The sequence below is a fragment of the Sulfurimonas sp. HSL3-1 genome, from assembly GCF_039645995.1.
GTDB classification, from domain to species: domain Bacteria; phylum Campylobacterota; class Campylobacteria; order Campylobacterales; family Sulfurimonadaceae; genus Thiomicrolovo; species Thiomicrolovo diazotrophicus.
The window spans coordinates 1,368,770-1,385,373 of record NZ_CP147920.1; the positions used below are offsets into that span (position 1 = coordinate 1,368,770).

Sequence of the window (16,604 nt, forward strand, 5' to 3'; positions counted from 1 at the left end):
AGTGGTACCCAGTATAGACAAAGCGGCTTGAGGGGCTGATTAAGCTGCCGCTCCGGCGTTTCCGTGGCAACGCCGCCATCGTTTCATCAGCCGTTTGGGACTATAATCGGTCGCATCGTTTCTGCATACCCCGGACAACAGAGACATACGACAAGGAGAAGCATTGGCCCAGAAAGACAAAGTAAAATGGGATAAAAAATACACGGAGATGGAGGGCCTGCTTGACAGGCGGCCGCCGAGCGAACTGGTGAGCGCCCACGCCGCCGAGGCCCCGGGGAGAAAGGCCCTCGACCTTGCCTGCGGCGGCGGGCGCCACAGCCTCTACCTGGCCGACGAGGGGTTTGCGGTCGATGCCGTCGATATCTCGACCGTCGCCCTCGCGGCCCTGCGGGAGAAGGCAGACCTTGCGCACATCAACCTGATCGAAGCGGACCTCGATACCTTTGTCCCCGACGCGGAAACCTACGACATGATCGTCAAGACGAACTTCCTCGACCGCGACCTGATCACGCGGGCGAAAGCGGCGCTGAAGCCCGGCGGCATCATGGTCGTCGAGACCTATATGGCCGACGCGGGCAACGAGAAGCCCGACTCCAACCCGGACTTCCTGCTCCAGAAAGAGGAGCTTAAATCGCTCTTCGGCGAGGGCTTCAGCGTGCTGGAGTACAGGGAGTTCTGGAACGAACCGCACGAAAAATACCGCATGCGCAAACAGGCGATTGCCGTACGCAAAGATTGATCTCAGTATAATGGCGCAAGATTTTTAGAACAGGAGCGGTGCGTTGAGAACACCCAGAGGCTTCGGCAAGCGTTATTTTACCCTCGCTTCCATCCAGGCGCACAGCGTCGCGCCCGCGCAAAACGCCCTGCGGGTGTGTCTCGAAACCTACGCCACCGTCCTGCAGCACGACCGCGAAAGCGACGAAGCACCGCCCGAGGAGCCCCTGGAGGCCCTCACCTGCTTCACCAGCGACAAACCCTGCCACTGCGACTGTTACTTTAGACGCCGAACCTTCCTAACCCTGCGCGCCTGCCGCAAAAAATCCGCCTGTACCTGCAACTGCCGATTCTACAGCTTCCGACGTACCGGGGTCCATCCGCCGCACCTCTGATTTTTTCCATCCGATCATAATGACAATCAAAAATAGAAAAAAATCAAAGGACAGACCCATGTCAAAAAACTACGTCATCGGCTACCCGCGCATCGGGGAGAACCGCGAACTCAAGTTCGCGCTGGAGAGCTACTGGAGCGGCAAAAGCGACCTTTCCGCCCTTGAAAACTGTGCGGCCGATCTGCGCCGCCGCCACTGGGAGGAGCAGCAGGCCGCCGGCATCGGCGCGATCAGCTGCAACGACTTCAGCTTCTACGACGCGATGCTCGACACCTGTATCATGCTCGGCGCGGTCCCGGCCCGCTTCCGTAACATTGAAGACGAAACAATCCGCTACTTCACCATGGCCCGCGGCGACAGACAGCGCACCGCGATGCAGATGACCAAATGGTTCAACACCAACTACCACTACATCGTCCCTGAGTTCGCGGCGGATGACGCCTTTGCGCCGAACGCTTCGAAAATCGTCGCTGAATACCAGGAGGCGAAGGCGGCAGGGATCGCCCCGAAAATAAACCTGGTCGGTCCCCTTACCTTCCTCGGCCTCGGCAAAAGCGCTGACAAAAACTTTGACCGCTACGCCCATTTCGATGCGATTCTGGAGTGCTATGACGCAGTGCTGACGGCCATCAGCACCCTCGACGACCGCGTCACCGTCCAGATCGACGAGCCGCTCCTCGTCACCGGGCCGGACGCCAAGACACTGAGCCTGCTCAAACGGGCCTACGACCGGCTCGGCAGAAGCGTGTCGAATGTTGAAATCATCGTCGCGACTTACTTCGAACACGCCTGCGAGGCCGTCGAAGTCCTCGCCCATACGCCCATCAGCGGGATTGCCCTCGATTTCGTCCACGGCCCGCGCAATAGCGAAGCGCTCGGCACGATCGCGCAAAGCGGCAAAACGCTCATCGCCGGGGTGATCGACGGTCGTAACGTCTGGCGCAGCGACCTCGATGCCGTCGGCAACACGCTCGAGACGATCGCGCAGACGGTGCCCCGGTCCCGCATCGTTCCCGCCACCTCCTGTTCGCTGCTGCATGTGCCCTATTCGCTCGAAGCGGAAACGGCACTGGATGCGGAAATAAAGCAGTGGCTCGCCTTTGCAAAAGAGAAACTGGCCGAACTGAACGTCGTCGCCAAACGCTTTGCCGGCGAGGCGCTGGACGATGCGGAGCTGAGCCTGATGCAGCTCAGCCGGGAGGCCGTCCATACACGGCAATGCTCCCCGCGTATCCACGACGCCGCTGTACAGCAGCGCGTCGCAGCTCAGACAGGGACGGAACGTGCCGAGCCCTATGAAACAAGGATCAAGGCCCAGCGCGAGGCGCTGCGCTACCCCCTCCTGCCGACGACGACGATAGGCTCCTTCCCCCAGACGCCGGAACTCCGTACGCTGCGTCGTGACTTCAAACGCGGCGACATCGATGTGCAGGCGTACGACGCGGGCATCAAAGCCTACATCGACGACTGTATCGCTTTCCAGGAGTCGATCGGACTGGACGTGCTTGTACACGGCGAGCCCGAACGCAACGATATGGTGGAGTACTTCGGCGAACAACTCGCCGGCTTTGTTTTCAGCGCCAAGGGGTGGGTCCAGAGCTACGGCAGCCGCTGCGTCAAGCCGCCGCTCATCTACGGCGACGTCAGCCGTCCCCTGCCGATGACCGTTGACTGGACGACCTACGCGCAGAGCAAAACGTCCAAGATCGTCAAAGGAATGCTCACCGGTCCCGTCACGATCCTCAACTGGTCCTTCGTCCGCGACGACCTTCCCCGTGCCGACGTCGCCGCGCAGATCGCCCTGGCCATCGGCGACGAGGTCGACGACCTCCAAAACGCCGGCATCCGCATTGTCCAGGTGGACGAAGCGGCCTTCAAGGAGGGGTACCCGCTGCGCCGCGAGAACATCTCCGCCTACGAGACCTGGGCCGTCGACGCCTTCCGCCGCAGCGTTGCCTGCGCGCGCAGCGAGACGCAGATCCATACGCACATGTGCTACAGCCAGTTCAACGACGTCATCCATACCATCGAGGCGATGGACGCGGACGTCATCTCCATCGAGACCGCCCGCAGCGGCAACGCCCTGCTGCGCATCTTCAAAGAGGTCGGCTACAAGCAGGAGGTGGGTCCCGGCGTCTACGACATCCACTCCCCCCGTGTCCCGCCGGTGGCGGAGATGGTCGCGCAGATCAACGCCCTGCTGGAGGTGCTGCCCCAGGAGCAGCTCTGGATCAACCCCGACTGCGGCCTCAAAACCCGCAAATGGGAAGAGGTCAAGCCGAGCCTGGCCAACATGGTGGAAGCCGTTCGGGAGGTGCGCGCCTCATTTGACGCTATAATCGCATCCAAAAAAGGCGACGCAGCATGGACGAACCCCTCGAGATCCTCTACCGCGACGAGTGGCTTGTAGCCGTAAACAAGCCCAGCGGGCTGCTCGTGCACCGCTCCTGGATCGATAAGGACGAGACGCGCTTCGCGCTGCAGCTCGTCCGGGACCAGATCGGGCAGTACGTCTACCCCGTCCACCGCCTCGACAAGCCCACTTCCGGCGTGCTGCTCTTCGCACTCGACCCGGAAACCGCCCGCAAAGTCGGCGAGATCTTCGAGGCCGGGAGCGTCCGCAAGGAGTACCTCGCCGTCGTGCGCGGCTACATTGACGAAGGGGGCCGCATCGACTACCCGCTCAAAGAGCTGCTCGACAAGATGACCGACGCGAAGGCGCGCACGGACAAGGAGGCCCAGGAGGCCGTCACGCTCTTTGAGCGTCTCGCGACCGTCGAGCTTCCTATCCCCGTCGGGCGCTACCAGACCGCCCGCTACTCCCTGGTACGGCTGCGGCCCGAAACGGGGCGTAAACACCAGCTGCGACGCCATATGAAACATCTGCTGCACCCCATCGTCGGCGACACCAAATACGGCCGGACAGAGCACAACAACCTCTTCCGGGAACATTTCGCCTGCCACCGACTGCTGCTGGCCTCGACGAAGCTCGAACTCCCCCATCCCGTCACCGGTGAGCCGCTCTGTATCGAGGCCTCTGTCGGGGAGGCCTTCGCAAGTATCATCACCGCTTTCGGCTGGGACGCTGAATAATATTTTTTAATTCTACACCCCCGATCTCTCCTTAACAACACAGTGGCATAATGAAAAATAACGCCCATGTAAAGGAGTGCCGATGAAACCGATGATCCTGCCCCTCCTCCTCGCCGCATCGCTTTTTGGCGCGGACGGCTACAAGGTTTACGAGCAGCACTGCGCCTCCTGCCATATGGTCATGCTCCCGCTGGAAGAACCGGCGCGCGGCCAGCAGAAGGCGAAGATGAAAGCGCCGACGATACGCATGGTCGCCATGCGGCTGAAGATGATGATCCACATCCACAACGAGGATGAAGATGTCCAGCGCAAAGTCGTCAAGGCCTTTGTCAAGGAGTACATCGACGATCCCGACGAAGAGTATGTTCTATGCCTGCCGGAGATGGTGGAAAAGTTCGGGGTGATGACGCCCGTCAAAGGGTTGACGAACGCCGAAAAGGAGGCCGTGGCCGAGTGGCTCTGGGAGCAGTTCTAGGCGCTGCGTATTAGAGCGAGCGCAGGTGTTCCAGGAAAGCTTCGGGCGGCTTGTAGCCGATCAGTGTCTTCTCCTTCATCAACTTCCCTTTTTCATCAAAGAAGAGGATGCCCGGAGGGCCGTAAAGTCCGAAGTTTTTCGTCAGCGCCCTTTCAGGGTCGCTGTTCTCCGTCACGTCCGCCTGCACCAGGACGAAATCCTGCAGTGCCGCCGCGACACGCGGGTCGGCGAAGGTGAACTCCGCATATTCCTGGCAGGCCGCGCACCACGTGGCGGAGAAGTCCAGCATCACCTTTTTCCCTTTGTTGTCGGCGATGATCTGCTCCAGTTCCGCTTCGGAGTGGATCACCTCGAAGGCCACCTCTTTTGTAGCGGCAGGAGCAGCAGAGCCATCCGTGCACATTTTGACCTCAAACCCTTTGAGCGGGTGCGTCATCGACGTCCCGCCTGAGAGCGCCCCGACGAGCAGAATCGTGCCGTAGAGCATGAAGACGATGCCGATCGCCTTGATAAAGGAGTGCATTGAACGGCGGACACCGCCGTGGATCGGTTCGAAAGCACCGAGGTAGACGGCGGCGACGATGAAGTAGATCGCCCAGAGCATCATCGTGATCCAGTCCGGGATCACCCGCGATACCATCCAGATAGCGACACCGATCATCACGGCGCCGAAGACCTCCGTGACAATGTTCATCCAGCCGCCCGGTTTCGGCATAAATCTGCCGGCGCCCAGGCCGATGAGCAGCAGCGGAACCCCCATGCCGAGGCTCATGACAAAGAGAGCGACGCCGCCGAGGGCCGCATTGCCCGTCTGGCCGATGTAGATCAGCGCCGCCGCCAGGCCGGGGGCCACGCAGGGGCCGACGATAAGCGCACTCAAAAAGCCCATCACCGCGACACCGGTAAACCCGCCCTTTTCACCCGCCTTGTCCGAAAAACGCGACAGACGCGTCTGCAGCGTCGCCGGGAGCCCGATCTCGTAAAACCCGAACATTGAAAATGCCAGCGCGACAAAGATCAGCGCGAATGCCCCGATGGCCCACGGGTTTTGCAAGATCACCTGCAGGTTCTCTCCGAAAAGGCCCGCCATGATCCCGGCGATCGTATAGGCAAAGGCCATCGCCAGGACATAAACAAGCGAAAGGGTGAACCCGCGCCGGGCCGTCAGTTTCTCCCCCTGCGACACGATAATGGAGGAGAGGATCGGGATCATCGGAAAGATGCACGGGGTCAGCGAAAGCGCGAGTCCAAAGCCAAAAAAGAGGGCCAGGATCGCCCAGAGACTGCCGCCTTTGAGCGTGTCGACGATGATGTCCGTTTCACTCTCACCCTGCACGCTCGCCGGAGCTTTCGGCTTTTCGGGTGCCGCGGCGGCGGGCGAACCAAGTTTGGCGAGATCGACGTCGAAGGTGTACTCTTTGTTCTGCGGCTCGTAGCAGAGCCCGCGCTCCGAACACCCCTGAAACGCGAAAGCGACGGTCACCGGGACTGTGCCCGTTTTCTGCGACGATGTCAGGATGATCTCGACGGGCACGTTGTGCAGGTGGACCATGTCGCCGTCATGCTCTTCCGCAACGCTGTTGACCTTCACTTCGGAGATGGAGACCCCGGAGGGCGCCTTGACCTTGGCATCAAGTTTGTCGGCATAGACATAGATGCCCTCGCCCAGTTCGATGTCAATGGCGATGTGCTGGTTGTCGAGCAGGGAAGCCTTGGGTTTGAATGCCTCTTCGGGCATCAGGAAACTGCTCTGAAAGGCGAAGAGGAGCGTCGCCGAAAGCAGGGTAAAAAACGCGAGGAACCGTTTCACAGAAAGCCTTTGTGACGAAATTGGCCCACATTTTAGCGCAAGAAGCAAAAACAAAACAGTAACGCGCGCCCAGCTGTGGGGGGTTAAGCTTTCAGCCCAGGTATTTCACTTCAGTATCGGGAGCAGACGGGCATAGAAACAGGCGGCATGCTGCACGGCATCGACACGGATCCATTGGCGCGTCAGTTTGAAGCGGAAGCTGCCGACGCTGCGCTCGGGGTAGCGGTGGGCGTACGCGGATTCGGGCGTATTGAAGGTGGCGAGCAGTCCCCGCGCCGCCAGAAGCATGGGCCCGAGGATGTGCGTCATCTGCGCCCGCTCCCCCCGCTGCCGCGCCAGCCGGTAGGCCGCCATCAGTCCTTCGCAGCGCGAACCGTCATGGTAGACGTGGTCACCGAAACGGTAGTAAAACCCGCCGGCATAATCTGGACAGAGCGCATTATCAGGCGTGTACATATGGCGGATCATCTGTGCCGCGTCCCCGTACACGAAGGCCCGGTGGGCATCGGTGACGACGCCTTCAATCCCGTCCCAGGCCTCGATTGCCTGCATCAGCCAGCTGTCTGCCGGCAGCGGCTCGAAGAGATCGGCATAGCGCTTCGGACGGATATGGATGAGAAAATCAAGTGCCCGGCGGCTCTCATGCCGAATGCGCGCTTTCAGTTTTTCCGACCCGTCGCCGTGTGCATGGAAAAGTGCCAGGCCAAGCAGCGCCTCGCCGGGGTAGTAAAAGGAGAAGAGGCCCCGCTTCGTCTTGTCATCGATGCCGACAAGCGGCGCCCCCTTCCCGAAACGCGGGTGGCGGTAGTAGCCGATCATCTCCCCCTCCCCGTCGATACGGCTGAGCAGGTGCCGGACCAACCCCTCTGCATAGCGCCCGTAACGCCCGTCGCCGCTGAGATGGCGGTAACGCATCAGGGCGGCCAGCCCTATGCCCGCACCCCCGAGCTTGGACTTCTTGTTATAAAAGGGGTAGCAGCGATACCCCTCCGCATCCTCCTCTTCTTGCAACGTCGTCACAAAATAATCGATGGAGCGGCGCGCCGCCTCCAGCAGACGGCGTTCTTTGAAGAGCGTATACCCCTCGAGCAGGGTGATCGTCGCGCCGCTGTGGCGCAGTATGTTGTAATAACCCGGGTTCTTCGGGTGCTGAAAATCGGCTTCGCTGTCACGCAGGGGATCGTAATAGTAGAGGAAGCGTCCGTCGCGCCGCATATTGTCCGCCAGCCAACCGATGCTCTCGCGCAGTACCCTCTCCACGGTACCGGCCGAGAGGGGAAAAGGCGACGGAAGCCCCCGGTACAGCGGAAGAGTCTTCGCTTCATAGGTGATTACGGCAACGCTTTTGAGCAGGCAGCACTGCAGCGGGAGGCCGCGCATCATCGCGGCACGCTGCTCCTCATCCTGCCCCTTCTGCGCCAGACCGAAGCGCCCGGCAAGATAGTCCAGCAGCTGCGTCACACTCATGATGCTGTGGGTCACGGCATCGGTCGGCATGACGTAACGCACCGTCCCCTCATAGACACAGCGTACCCCGGTCACCCCGGGCTCATATCGCGCCGGCGACACGTCCATCCACGTCAACTCTTCCGGACGACAGGGGATCTCCTCCGTCACCATCTCAACCATGATCCGGCACACGGAGGGGTCGGAAACATGAAAAGCCTCAAAGCCTTTGCGTTTGCGTACTCCCGCCACGGCGCGGCGTACGCTCTCCGCCAGCGAACGGCGACGCGATCCCCAGCGCATCGGCTTCACGCCGCGTTGAAAGAGCGTAATATAGAGCTGCGAGCAGGAGGGATCGAAGCTCCGTGCAAACCGTTTGGGAAGCGGGAATGCCGAAGGCTCTCCCGCCAGCAGCTTCCGAACCGCCCCAAAAAACTGCATCTCATCTGCCGTTTCCGCGCCGGAGACCGCGTGCGGTACCGTCATACCCTCTCCTTCACATGCCTTGCATCGCTTGTGATGCTTTCCGGCCCTTACAAAAACGTGCCTCGCGGGCACCCTTTGGTAAAAGCGGTGCGGGACGAGCCCGCCGCTTAGACAACGCTGTCCGGATCCGGATCCACATCCAGATCGTCCAGATCGCCGTCATCGAAGAGGTCGAAGTCCTCCGCATCCATCGCACCATGGCCGCCGCCGCCCTGTCCGGGGTTGCTGTCGTCGTCATGGTCCTCATCGTTGCCGTGACCGTTGTCATGGTCGTCATCGCTGTCAGAGTCGGCATCGGTATCCGTATCCGTGTCGGTATCGGTATCCGTGTCGGTGTCGGTGTCTGTATCAGAGTCATCGTCCGTGTCGGCACCGTGACCGCCGCCGCCCTGACCCGGGTTGCTGTCGTCATCATGGTCATCGTCATTTCCGTGACCGTTGTTACCATCGTCGTCCGTATCGGTGTCGGTATCCGTATCGGTGTCGGAATCATCATCCGTGTCGGCACCGTGACCGCCGCCGCCCTGACCCGGGTTGCTGTCGTCATCATGGTCATCGTCATTGCCGTGGCCGTTGTTGCCGTCGTCGTCATCGTCGGAGTCATCGTCCGTGTCGGCACCGTGACCGCCGCCCCCCTGACCCGGGTTGCTATCGTCATCATGGTCATCATCGTTACCGTGGCCGTTGTTGCCGTCGTCATCATCGTCATCATCGTCATCGTTGTCATCGTCGTTGTCGGTATCGTCGTCGTTGTCGGTATCGTCATCGTCGTCGTTGTCGGTATCCGTGTCGGTGTCAGTGTCTGTATCCGTATCGGTGTCTGTATCCGTATCGGTGTCTGTATCCGTATCGGTGTCTGTATCCGTGTCAGTGTCTGTATCGGTGTCCGTGTCTGTATCGGTTTCAGCCGCCGGACGGGCATCCGCCGGATTGCCGATTTCCGCGCTCGCAACACCGCGGGCACCCACTTCGTCACCTTCCTGATCGGCACCGACGTCACCCCGCGCGTCATCACGCTCTTCATAGATGGCGCCTTCGCTCAGTCCGCTGCCCTGGCCACCGCCCTGACCTGCTGCAGTCGCACCCATCTCGCCGCCCATCAGGGCGGTTTCGAGGGCGGTAACATCGCCGATCAACGCGTCGTTTTCCGCCGTATCGACCGTTACGCTGCTGTCGAGTACGACATGTTCGTGTGAGCCGATCTCAACGGTATGGCCGTTGTCGAGGCTCAGTACGATACCGCCTTCCCCGGTGATCACGGTGTCATTTTCGTGGATGATATCCCCGGATACAGCGATCTTTTCGTGGCCGCCCGGTCCAATCACTTTCACAACGCCTTCAATTGCCGTTACCATTCCGATTGCAGTTGCCATCTCATCTCCTTTTGATGTATCTTAGCTGTATTATAGGCTTTAACCGCCGCACAGCTCAATACTACTTTCGTATGAATTTGTTATCGTCTGGCATTATTGACCATAATGGCCAGCTCGAGCCGGCTGGCCACGCCGAGCTTCTCATACACCGTCTTCAAATGGGTCTTGACCGTCTGTTCTGTGATATCCGCCGTCTGGGCGATCTCCTTGTTGCTCATCCCGAGCGCCACCATCTCCGCCAGCTCGCGTTCCCGCGCCGACAACGGGTCAAGCGCTTCCTGACGCTGGGCTGCCATCATGCTGTTCTGCCGGATCATCATCTGGATAAACTCCGGGTAAAGCCAGATATTGCCGCCGACGACGGCCTTGACGGCCTGATTGATGTTGTTGGCAGAAGCGTAGGTGTTCAGCAGGGCGCGTGCCCCCTCCTTGAGCAGCAGAATCCCGTCAGAATAGACGGGGCTGCTGTTCATCGCCATCACGGCGCTCTTCGTCCCTTTGAGAAACTGGAGCAGCTCCTCCAACTCCCCGATATTGCCGTCATAATCGAACAGCACGACCGCGGGATGCGCTTTGTCCAAAGCGCCGTAGAGCGCTCCGAGATCCTGAAACATCTGCAGATCATACAACCGTGACATCCCGGTTTTCCAGTGTTTGAGCACAGAATCCCGCCTAGAATAGAGGTAGAGTTTTTTCATCCTATCGCTCCTTGAAGGCATTGTCTTTCGTACGCAGCAGCGGTTGAAGAATATAGTCGAGAATGCTCTTTTTGCCCGTGATGATCTCCGCGTTGACGACCATGCCCGGAATCAGCTTCAACGGATTCTCCACCGTGCCGAGGAACGTTTTGTCCGTTTCGATCCAGACCTGGTAGTAGGTCTTGCCGTCGGCTTCGTTAATGGAGTCGGGGCTGATCCGCACGACCCGGCCGCTGAGTCCCCCGTAGATGGCGAAATCATAGGCCGTAATCTTGATCACCGCGCGCTGATCGGGGTACAAGAAGGCGATATCGCGCGGATGGACCTTGACTTCGACCAGCAGCGAATCTCCCGTCGGAAGGATATCCATCATCTTCATGCCCGGCGTCACGACCCCGCCGATCGTTGTGACATAGAGGCGCTTGACGATCCCGTCGACGGGCGAGCGCACCAGGGTCCGGCTCACCTGGTCTTCGAGCGCCGCCTGGGACTCCTTGATCCGCTGCATCTGCGCCTCGATTCCGTTGAGCTCCTCCTTGGCACGGTTCTGGAAAGCGAGCTCGGCTTCGTCGCGTTTGCTCTTTGCCTCGTCGATCATCGCCCGCGTCGACGCGATCTGATGTCTTGTCGTCGTCAGGGACTGCTGTACGTTGTTGGCATCGCGCTGCAGCTTGATATAGTCAACCTCGGGCACGATCCGCTTTATGACCAGGGGCTTGTTAATCTCGATCTCCTTGCGAACCAGTTCCATCTCCTGCTCAAGCTCGACATAGTGCTCCCGCGCTTCTTTGAGCTCGCTGCTGCGCTGGACGATCTGCGCGTCGAGCACCGCGATGCTCTTTTTGAGTTGCTTCCGGTTACTCGTGAAAAGGCTGCGTTCCTTCTCGATCAGCGCCTTTTGCGCCGGGTCGCTCGTCTCGGGTTCGAGAAAAGCCGTCCCGTGGGCCTCCGCCCGCAGGCGGACCGCCCGGGCGTAAAGTTCGTCATACTCCAGCCGGGTCTTCTCCACCGTCGAACTGAAGTAGATATCCTGCATCTTCAGCAGCGGTTCGCCTTTTTTGACCAGGTCGCCCTCTTTGATGAGGATCTCCTTGACGATCCCCCCTTCGAGGTTCTGGATCGGCTTGATCTGACTGCTCGGCACGATCTTGCCGTTGCCCTTGACAACCTCGTCGATCATCGCGTGATCCGCCCAGACGATGAAAACCGCCACCGTCAGCAGCATAATCCAGAGGAAAAGCCGTGAATGCAGGGCCGTACGCTCCAGTACCGCGGCGCTGCGGCTGTTAAGATAGGCCAGCTCCTCCTCTGAAACGACCCTGGGACGCTGATCACTCTTGTCAGAGGGGCGCTTCGGCGGCCGGCTGGAGAGCATGGAACTGTCAAGCACTGTGCACCTCCGACTTTTTAAGGTAGGCGAGGACCTCCGCCTTCGTTCCGTCCATCACGACCTCCCCGCGCTCGAGCAGGATGATGCGCTCGACCAGTTCCAAAACGGCGTCTTTGTGCGTCACGAAGAGCGCCGTCTTCCCCTTGATCTTCTGGGAGATCCCGAGGATGGCGATGCGCTCGCTCTCTTCATCCAGATGCGAGGTCGGCTCGTCAAAAAGGACCAAAGAGAAATCGTCGATCAGGGCCCGTGCGATTCCGATGCTCTGGCGTTGCCCGCCCGAAACGTTCTGTCCCTTCTCCTTGATCTTCATATTGAAGCCGTCGGGGTTGAGATTGATGTAGCGCAGGGCGCCGCTCAGGCGTGCCGCCTCGACGATCTCGTGCGAATCGATACCGGGATGCTTCAGGGCGATGTTCTCCTTGATCGTCCCCTGCAGCAGAACGATCTCCTGGGGCACGTAGGCGATCTGTTTGCGCAGCTCCGCCGGGGCGTACTGATCCATCTCGACGTCGTCCGCGAGGATCATTCCCTCCTTCGGTGCATAAAAGCCCATCAGCAGGTTGATGATGGTCGTCTTGCCCGATCCCATCTCTCCCATGATGGCGACGTGTTCGCCGGGTTCGATCGTGAACGAGACGTCATGCAGGGCATTGCGCGCCGAATCGGGGTAGGCGAAATCTACATTGACGAAATCGATCTTTCCTTTGAGATGGCTTGCACTGATAAACTCACGCTCTTTGGGGTGTTCGATGGCACTTCCCATCACCTTCTCGATTGCACGGAAGCCTGCACGGGCTTTGTTGAACTGCAAGATCAGCATCACCAGCTTCCCGACGGGGTTGACGGCCCGCGACGAAAGGATGTAGGCGACCAGTAATCCCCCCGTCGTCAGTATGCCCTGGTGGATCATGTAGACGCTGGCCACGATCACGGCAACCGTCTGTACGCGGATCAGAAAGGAGGTCGCCGTCGCGATGGAGCCGTTGAGGACGCGGGATTTGAGCCCCCGCTGGGCAATGTTCCCCGTCGCCTCCTCCAGCTTCCACTGCATAACGCTGTTGTAGTTGAAGGCCTTGATCGTTTCAATGGCATTGAGGCTTTCGAGCAGAATGCTGTTTTTCACCGCCGATGCCTGGTTGGAGTTGCGGATGCTGGTCCGGATCGGTCCTTTTATAAGGAAGGCGTACACTGCGATCAGGACGATTGTCATCAGCGGGATATAGACAACATCGCCGGCGACCCAGTAAACCACCAGCAGGAAAAGAATCGAAAACGGGAGATCGACGAGGGTCGTCACGACGGTGGAGGTCAGAAAGTTCCGGATGCTCTCGTACTGTTTCAGGTCGCTTGAAAACGCGCCGACGGAACCGATCTGCTCGGAGAGCTTCATATCCATGACGTGCTCGAAGATCTTCGACGACATGATCACGTCGCTCTTTTTCGCCGCGATCTCCATAAAGTAGCTCCGCAAAAAACGCAAAAAGGCTTCGAGCACGAAGATGGCCACGACACCGTAGGTGAGGACCCAGAGCGTGTCGAGGGCCGTATTCGGGATGACCCGGTCAAAAACGTTGCGCATATACAGCGGCAGGATCAGAATAAAAAGATTGACCAGGAAGGAGCCGACCAGAATGTCCATATAGATCGTTCTTGTGCGCGACAACGTACTCCAGAACCAGTGCCTTTCGTCCTCCTCTTCCTTCTCTTCCTGCGCTTCCAGGCTGAACCCGAAGTTCTTTTTCATCAGGAAACAGTACCCGAGGTACTCCGCTTCCAGGTGTTCGATGGGGATCCACCCCTCCTGCTCGGGAACGCCGGGAAGCAGTACGTTCGCATACTCCATCTCTTTGTCAAACTCGAGCAGCACGCAGGCGCGATCCTCTTTCAGAATCAGGATACACGGCAGCAGGTGCTGTGCGATCTTGCGCAGGGATTTCTTTTGAAGGGTACTGGCGAAGCCCGCCTTTTCCGCCGCCCGGCTAAAAAGCGAACGGGAGCGCTGGGGGTCGGGCTCGAACAGTTTCGGGTCCTCCGGGTCGACCGGCAACCCCGCCAGGACGATCTCCGCGGTCACTTCCTGGTGATAGAGTTTTGCAACAGCCAACAGGGCGTCAAGCAGCCCGGAACGATTCTGTTCGCCCATCTACACCGCCCCCTTGTCTGGCTTGCCGATCCAGAAGCCCTGCAGCCGCTCAATACCGTGCTCGTACAGACTTGTTGCCGTCTCCTCGCTGTCGACCCCTGTCGCGATCAGATCGATGTCGATCAGCCTGGCGATGGTAAAGAGCGCCGATTCGCGTTTGCTCTCGGAACCGACCAGGGAGAGCAGGTACGCCGCGTCGATCTTCAGGTAGGAGGGTTTGACACGCTGCAGGAAGGTCAGATCTTTTTCGGATTCGACCGTAAAGTGGTCGATGCCGAAACGCCATCCCTGCTTCTGTACGAACATGGAGAAAGCCGCCGCGGGCTCCGGCGCGCTCAGCACCGTACTGTTGGAGACCTCGAACGCCAGTTCCAGCGTATTATCGTCCCAGGCATCTTTCCTGGCGGACAACCATCCAATGGTAGAACTGTGGGCGATAAAATCCTCCGAAACGTTCACCGCAACCTCGACGGCATGAAAGCTCTTGCCCATCTTGTCGAGCACGTAACGGTCAAGCTCCTCGAGCAGATCGAGGTGTGAAACGACCGGAATGAATGCCCCGGCGTTGAGCAGCTTGCCTTCCAGCTCCAGGCGCAGCAACAGCTCTTTTTGCACCGTCTCCCCGCTGCGGGCGACAACGGGCTGGTACACGGTCACAAAACGGTCGAACTGCATTGCGTCGCGCAGATGTTTCCGCCACTCGTCGTGTCCCCATGAAGGAACATGATCGTGTTTTTCACGGTAAAGGACCGGTACGGCCCCGCCGGCTTCTGCCTGCATCAGCGCATAATCGAGATGACTCAGGAGGTCAGAAGGGGTCTCGCCGGTACGGTAGGCCGCCGCGGCGATCGTCACGCAATAGCCGGCCCCCTTGCAGCTCTCCGCCGCCGAGGTGAGCAGTGCCGAAACATCCGACTCTTCCAGCGACGGGAGGATGAGGATCACTTCGAATTCACGGACCCGGCAGGCGACGCCCTCTTCGACCCCGTTGACGATGCCGCGGGCAATGTCGCCGATAAAGGAGAGCACCTTCTGCAGGACGTATCCTCCCTCTTCATGTTTCACCTTGTCGGGGTCGCACAGCTGCAGCGCGGCGACATAGCCGGCGGAGAAGCGGTCTTCGCCCGACATCAGGCTGCCCAGTTTCATCATAAAGAAATCGCGGTTTTTCAGGTGGGTCTGGCGGTCTTCATACAGGAGCGTATTGTAGCGGGCGACGGCATCGGCCTCCTTCTTGAAAACCTCCTTCACTTTAAACACCAGGGTATTGATGGCCTGGACCACATCGCGGAACTCCCTTGTTCTCGGCAGCGACTCCTGGATGATAAAACGGTTCCCCGAGACGGCTTCCGCCTGTTCGCGGACCGCATCGAGCGAACGCAGCACGATCTTCAACATAAAGTAGATCCCGCCCATGGCCAGCAGGCTCAGGATGAAGAAACTGACGAGCACTTCCTTGAGCGCATCCCACATCTGGGTATAAGCGTTGCCGCGGTGTCCTTCGATCTGAAGCTCTCCGACCTGCATCCACTCTCTGCCCACGGGCACGGATGCGGACGCAGGCGGCAGGGCGATGCTGTCGGCGAACCATGCCGGCACGTCATCGAGGATCAGCGGCGTATGACGCTCGTAGAGCACCTTTCCGTCGACGTTGCGGTAGACGATCGCTTCGTAAAGTCCGCTGTCAAATACGGCGTTGATCATCGTTTCGGCCATCGCGACATCCTGACCGTCGGAGGCCCGGCTGATCGCCAGCCCCAGGGATGAAGCCGTGTTGCGTGCACTCGTATAGAGCTGCTCCTCGATGAAACGGACGTTCGTCCGGTAGTTGCTGAACATCGTCATCGCCAGCAGCGCTATCACCAGAATAGACATTGCCAGCGTGATCTCTTTAAAGAGTGTCACAATCCCTCCTTTTCAATGCGTTGCAGGAATGCAGCCCACGCCTTATTGCGTGACTTCCCGCCTGAAAGCGTTTTGCCTCTTCCCTGCTGCGTATTCAAAAAGAGGGACTCCGCGTTGAAACTGTAGACATAGACAAGGTCTTTACGTTTCGTTGCCGGGAAAATGCGGTAATTGAGATTATCCAGGACCAGCGGTACTGCTTTCGGGTCTTCGTAATAGGTCAGCACCATATGCGCCTGGTTGAACTTGACGGCCTTTACGTAGGTAAAGAAGAGCTTTTTTTCGGGGACACCGAGCCGTTTCAGGGCAAAATACTTTGCGATGACGTAATCTTCGCAATCCCCCTGGTCACGCGCGAGGAATTCGCTCGGGCGCGCCCAGTAGTCCTCGACACCCCAGTTTTGGATGTCGGAAACGAAACGGACGCGGTTGAAGAAGTCGTTGACCCCTTTGAGCTTTTCCATTTCACTCTTGTCCCGGAGGCCGTTGAGCATCCGCTCCATCGCTTCTAAGCGTTTCCGGGCGAAATATTCCTGTTCGTTCGCGTTGACGGCTGCATGCCCTGCCGACGCCTTCTCCCCGATGGGAGTCAGCGTGGCACCCTGTCCTGCACATCCTAGAAGGAGCGAAAGAAGTGCGAAATACCTGAGCAAATCAAAAACCGCCTTTT

13 protein-coding genes are annotated in these 16,604 nt (G+C 59.2%); 6 read left to right on the forward strand and 7 right to left on the reverse strand.

All coding sequences use genetic code 11. The features are described from left to right. The first annotated feature begins 163 nt into the window (after positions 1-163). The 5 genes from WCY31_RS07015 (at position 164) to WCY31_RS07035 (ending at position 4,680) form a co-directional block, all read left to right on the forward strand. Positions 164-739 (forward strand): class I SAM-dependent methyltransferase, encoded by a 576-nt coding sequence (locus tag WCY31_RS07015; protein WP_345971829.1) that lies wholly within the window; start codon positions 164-166, stop codon positions 737-739. Positions 740-782: 43 nt separating this feature from the next. Then, positions 783-1,112 (forward strand): hypothetical protein, encoded by a 330-nt coding sequence (locus WCY31_RS07020; protein ID WP_345971831.1) that lies wholly within the window; start codon positions 783-785, stop codon positions 1,110-1,112. Between the two features lie 58 nt (positions 1,113-1,170). After that, entirely contained in the window at positions 1,171-3,522 is a 2,352-nt protein-coding gene (metE, locus tag WCY31_RS07025) for a 5-methyltetrahydropteroyltriglutamate--homocysteine S-methyltransferase (protein ID WP_345971833.1), read from the forward strand. Further along, positions 3,477-4,205 (forward strand): tRNA pseudouridine(65) synthase TruC, encoded by a 729-nt coding sequence (gene truC / locus WCY31_RS07030; RefSeq protein WP_345971835.1) that lies wholly within the window; start codon positions 3,477-3,479, stop codon positions 4,203-4,205. The genes metE and truC overlap by 46 nt, the downstream gene beginning before the upstream one ends. Before the next feature lie 82 nt (positions 4,206-4,287). Next, positions 4,288-4,680 (forward strand): hypothetical protein, encoded by a 393-nt coding sequence (locus WCY31_RS07035; protein WP_345971837.1) that lies wholly within the window; start codon positions 4,288-4,290, stop codon positions 4,678-4,680. 10 nt (positions 4,681-4,690) lie between these two features. On the opposite strand, the gene dsbD is transcribed toward WCY31_RS07035, so the two are convergent. Both dsbD and WCY31_RS07045 read right to left on the reverse strand, forming a co-directional pair. Beyond that, positions 4,691-6,490: a protein-disulfide reductase DsbD gene (gene dsbD, locus WCY31_RS07040; protein WP_345971839.1), complete on the reverse strand. Its 1,800-nt coding sequence runs from the start codon at positions 6,488-6,490 to the stop codon at positions 4,691-4,693. A 105-nt stretch (positions 6,491-6,595) separates the two neighbouring features. Next, the gene (locus WCY31_RS07045) at positions 6,596-8,422 is read right to left on the reverse strand and encodes a protein containing Six-hairpin glycosidase-like domain protein (RefSeq protein ID WP_345971841.1); all 1,827 of its coding nucleotides are present in this window, start codon (positions 8,420-8,422) and stop codon (positions 6,596-6,598) included. Positions 8,423-8,436: 14 nt separating this feature from the next. Here WCY31_RS07045 and WCY31_RS07050 point away from each other — a divergent pair, with 14 nt between their 5' ends. Beyond that, positions 8,437-9,618, forward strand: coding sequence for a hypothetical protein (locus WCY31_RS07050; protein ID WP_345971842.1), 1,182 nt, complete (start codon positions 8,437-8,439; stop codon positions 9,616-9,618). Between the two features lie 257 nt (positions 9,619-9,875). Here the strand turns inward: WCY31_RS07050 and WCY31_RS07055 are convergent, their stop codons facing one another. The 5 genes from WCY31_RS07055 to WCY31_RS07075 all read right to left on the reverse strand — a co-directional run bounded on the left by WCY31_RS07055 (position 9,876) and on the right by WCY31_RS07075 (position 16,587). Further along, complete coding sequence (locus WCY31_RS07055; protein WP_345971843.1) at positions 9,876-10,409, reverse strand: response regulator transcription factor; 534 nt, start codon at positions 10,407-10,409, stop codon at positions 9,876-9,878. Positions 10,410-10,494: 85 nt separating this feature from the next. Then, positions 10,495-11,883: an HlyD family type I secretion periplasmic adaptor subunit gene (locus tag WCY31_RS07060; protein ID WP_345971844.1), complete on the reverse strand. Its 1,389-nt coding sequence runs from the start codon at positions 11,881-11,883 to the stop codon at positions 10,495-10,497. Then, positions 11,876-14,029 (reverse strand): type I secretion system permease/ATPase, encoded by a 2,154-nt coding sequence (locus WCY31_RS07065; RefSeq protein ID WP_345971845.1) that lies wholly within the window; start codon positions 14,027-14,029, stop codon positions 11,876-11,878. The genes WCY31_RS07060 and WCY31_RS07065 overlap by 8 nt, the downstream gene beginning before the upstream one ends. Next, positions 14,030-15,934, reverse strand: a complete 1,905-nt coding sequence (locus tag WCY31_RS07070) for a bifunctional diguanylate cyclase/phosphodiesterase (RefSeq protein ID WP_345971846.1) — start codon at positions 15,932-15,934, stop codon at positions 14,030-14,032. Continuing rightward, positions 15,931-16,587: a transglutaminase-like cysteine peptidase gene (locus WCY31_RS07075; RefSeq protein WP_345971847.1), complete on the reverse strand. Its 657-nt coding sequence runs from the start codon at positions 16,585-16,587 to the stop codon at positions 15,931-15,933. The genes WCY31_RS07070 and WCY31_RS07075 overlap by 4 nt, the downstream gene beginning before the upstream one ends. Positions 16,588-16,604: the final 17 nt, after the last annotated feature.

What these genes read in the sequence shown, in the direction of transcription:
- metE (WP_345971833.1), top strand. Translation starts at nt 1,171, where the DNA reads ATGTCAAAAAACTACGTCATCGGCTACCCGCGCATCGGGGAGAACCGC.
- truC (WP_345971835.1), top strand. Translation starts at nt 3,477, where the DNA reads ATGGACGAACCCCTCGAGATCCTCTACCGCGACGAGTGGCTTGTAGCC.
- WCY31_RS07035 (WP_345971837.1), top strand. Translation starts at nt 4,288, where the DNA reads ATGAAACCGATGATCCTGCCCCTCCTCCTCGCCGCATCGCTTTTTGGC.
- WCY31_RS07045 (WP_345971841.1), bottom strand. Translation starts at nt 8,422, where the DNA reads ATGACGGTACCGCACGCGGTCTCCGGCGCGGAAACGGCAGATGAGATG.
- WCY31_RS07050 (WP_345971842.1), top strand. Translation starts at nt 8,437, where the DNA reads ATGCCTTGCATCGCTTGTGATGCTTTCCGGCCCTTACAAAAACGTGCC.
- WCY31_RS07055 (WP_345971843.1), bottom strand. Translation starts at nt 10,409, where the DNA reads ATGTTTCAGGATCTCGGAGCGCTCTACGGCGCTTTGGACAAAGCGCAT.
- WCY31_RS07065 (WP_345971845.1), bottom strand. Translation starts at nt 14,029, where the DNA reads ATGGGCGAACAGAATCGTTCCGGGCTGCTTGACGCCCTGTTGGCTGTT.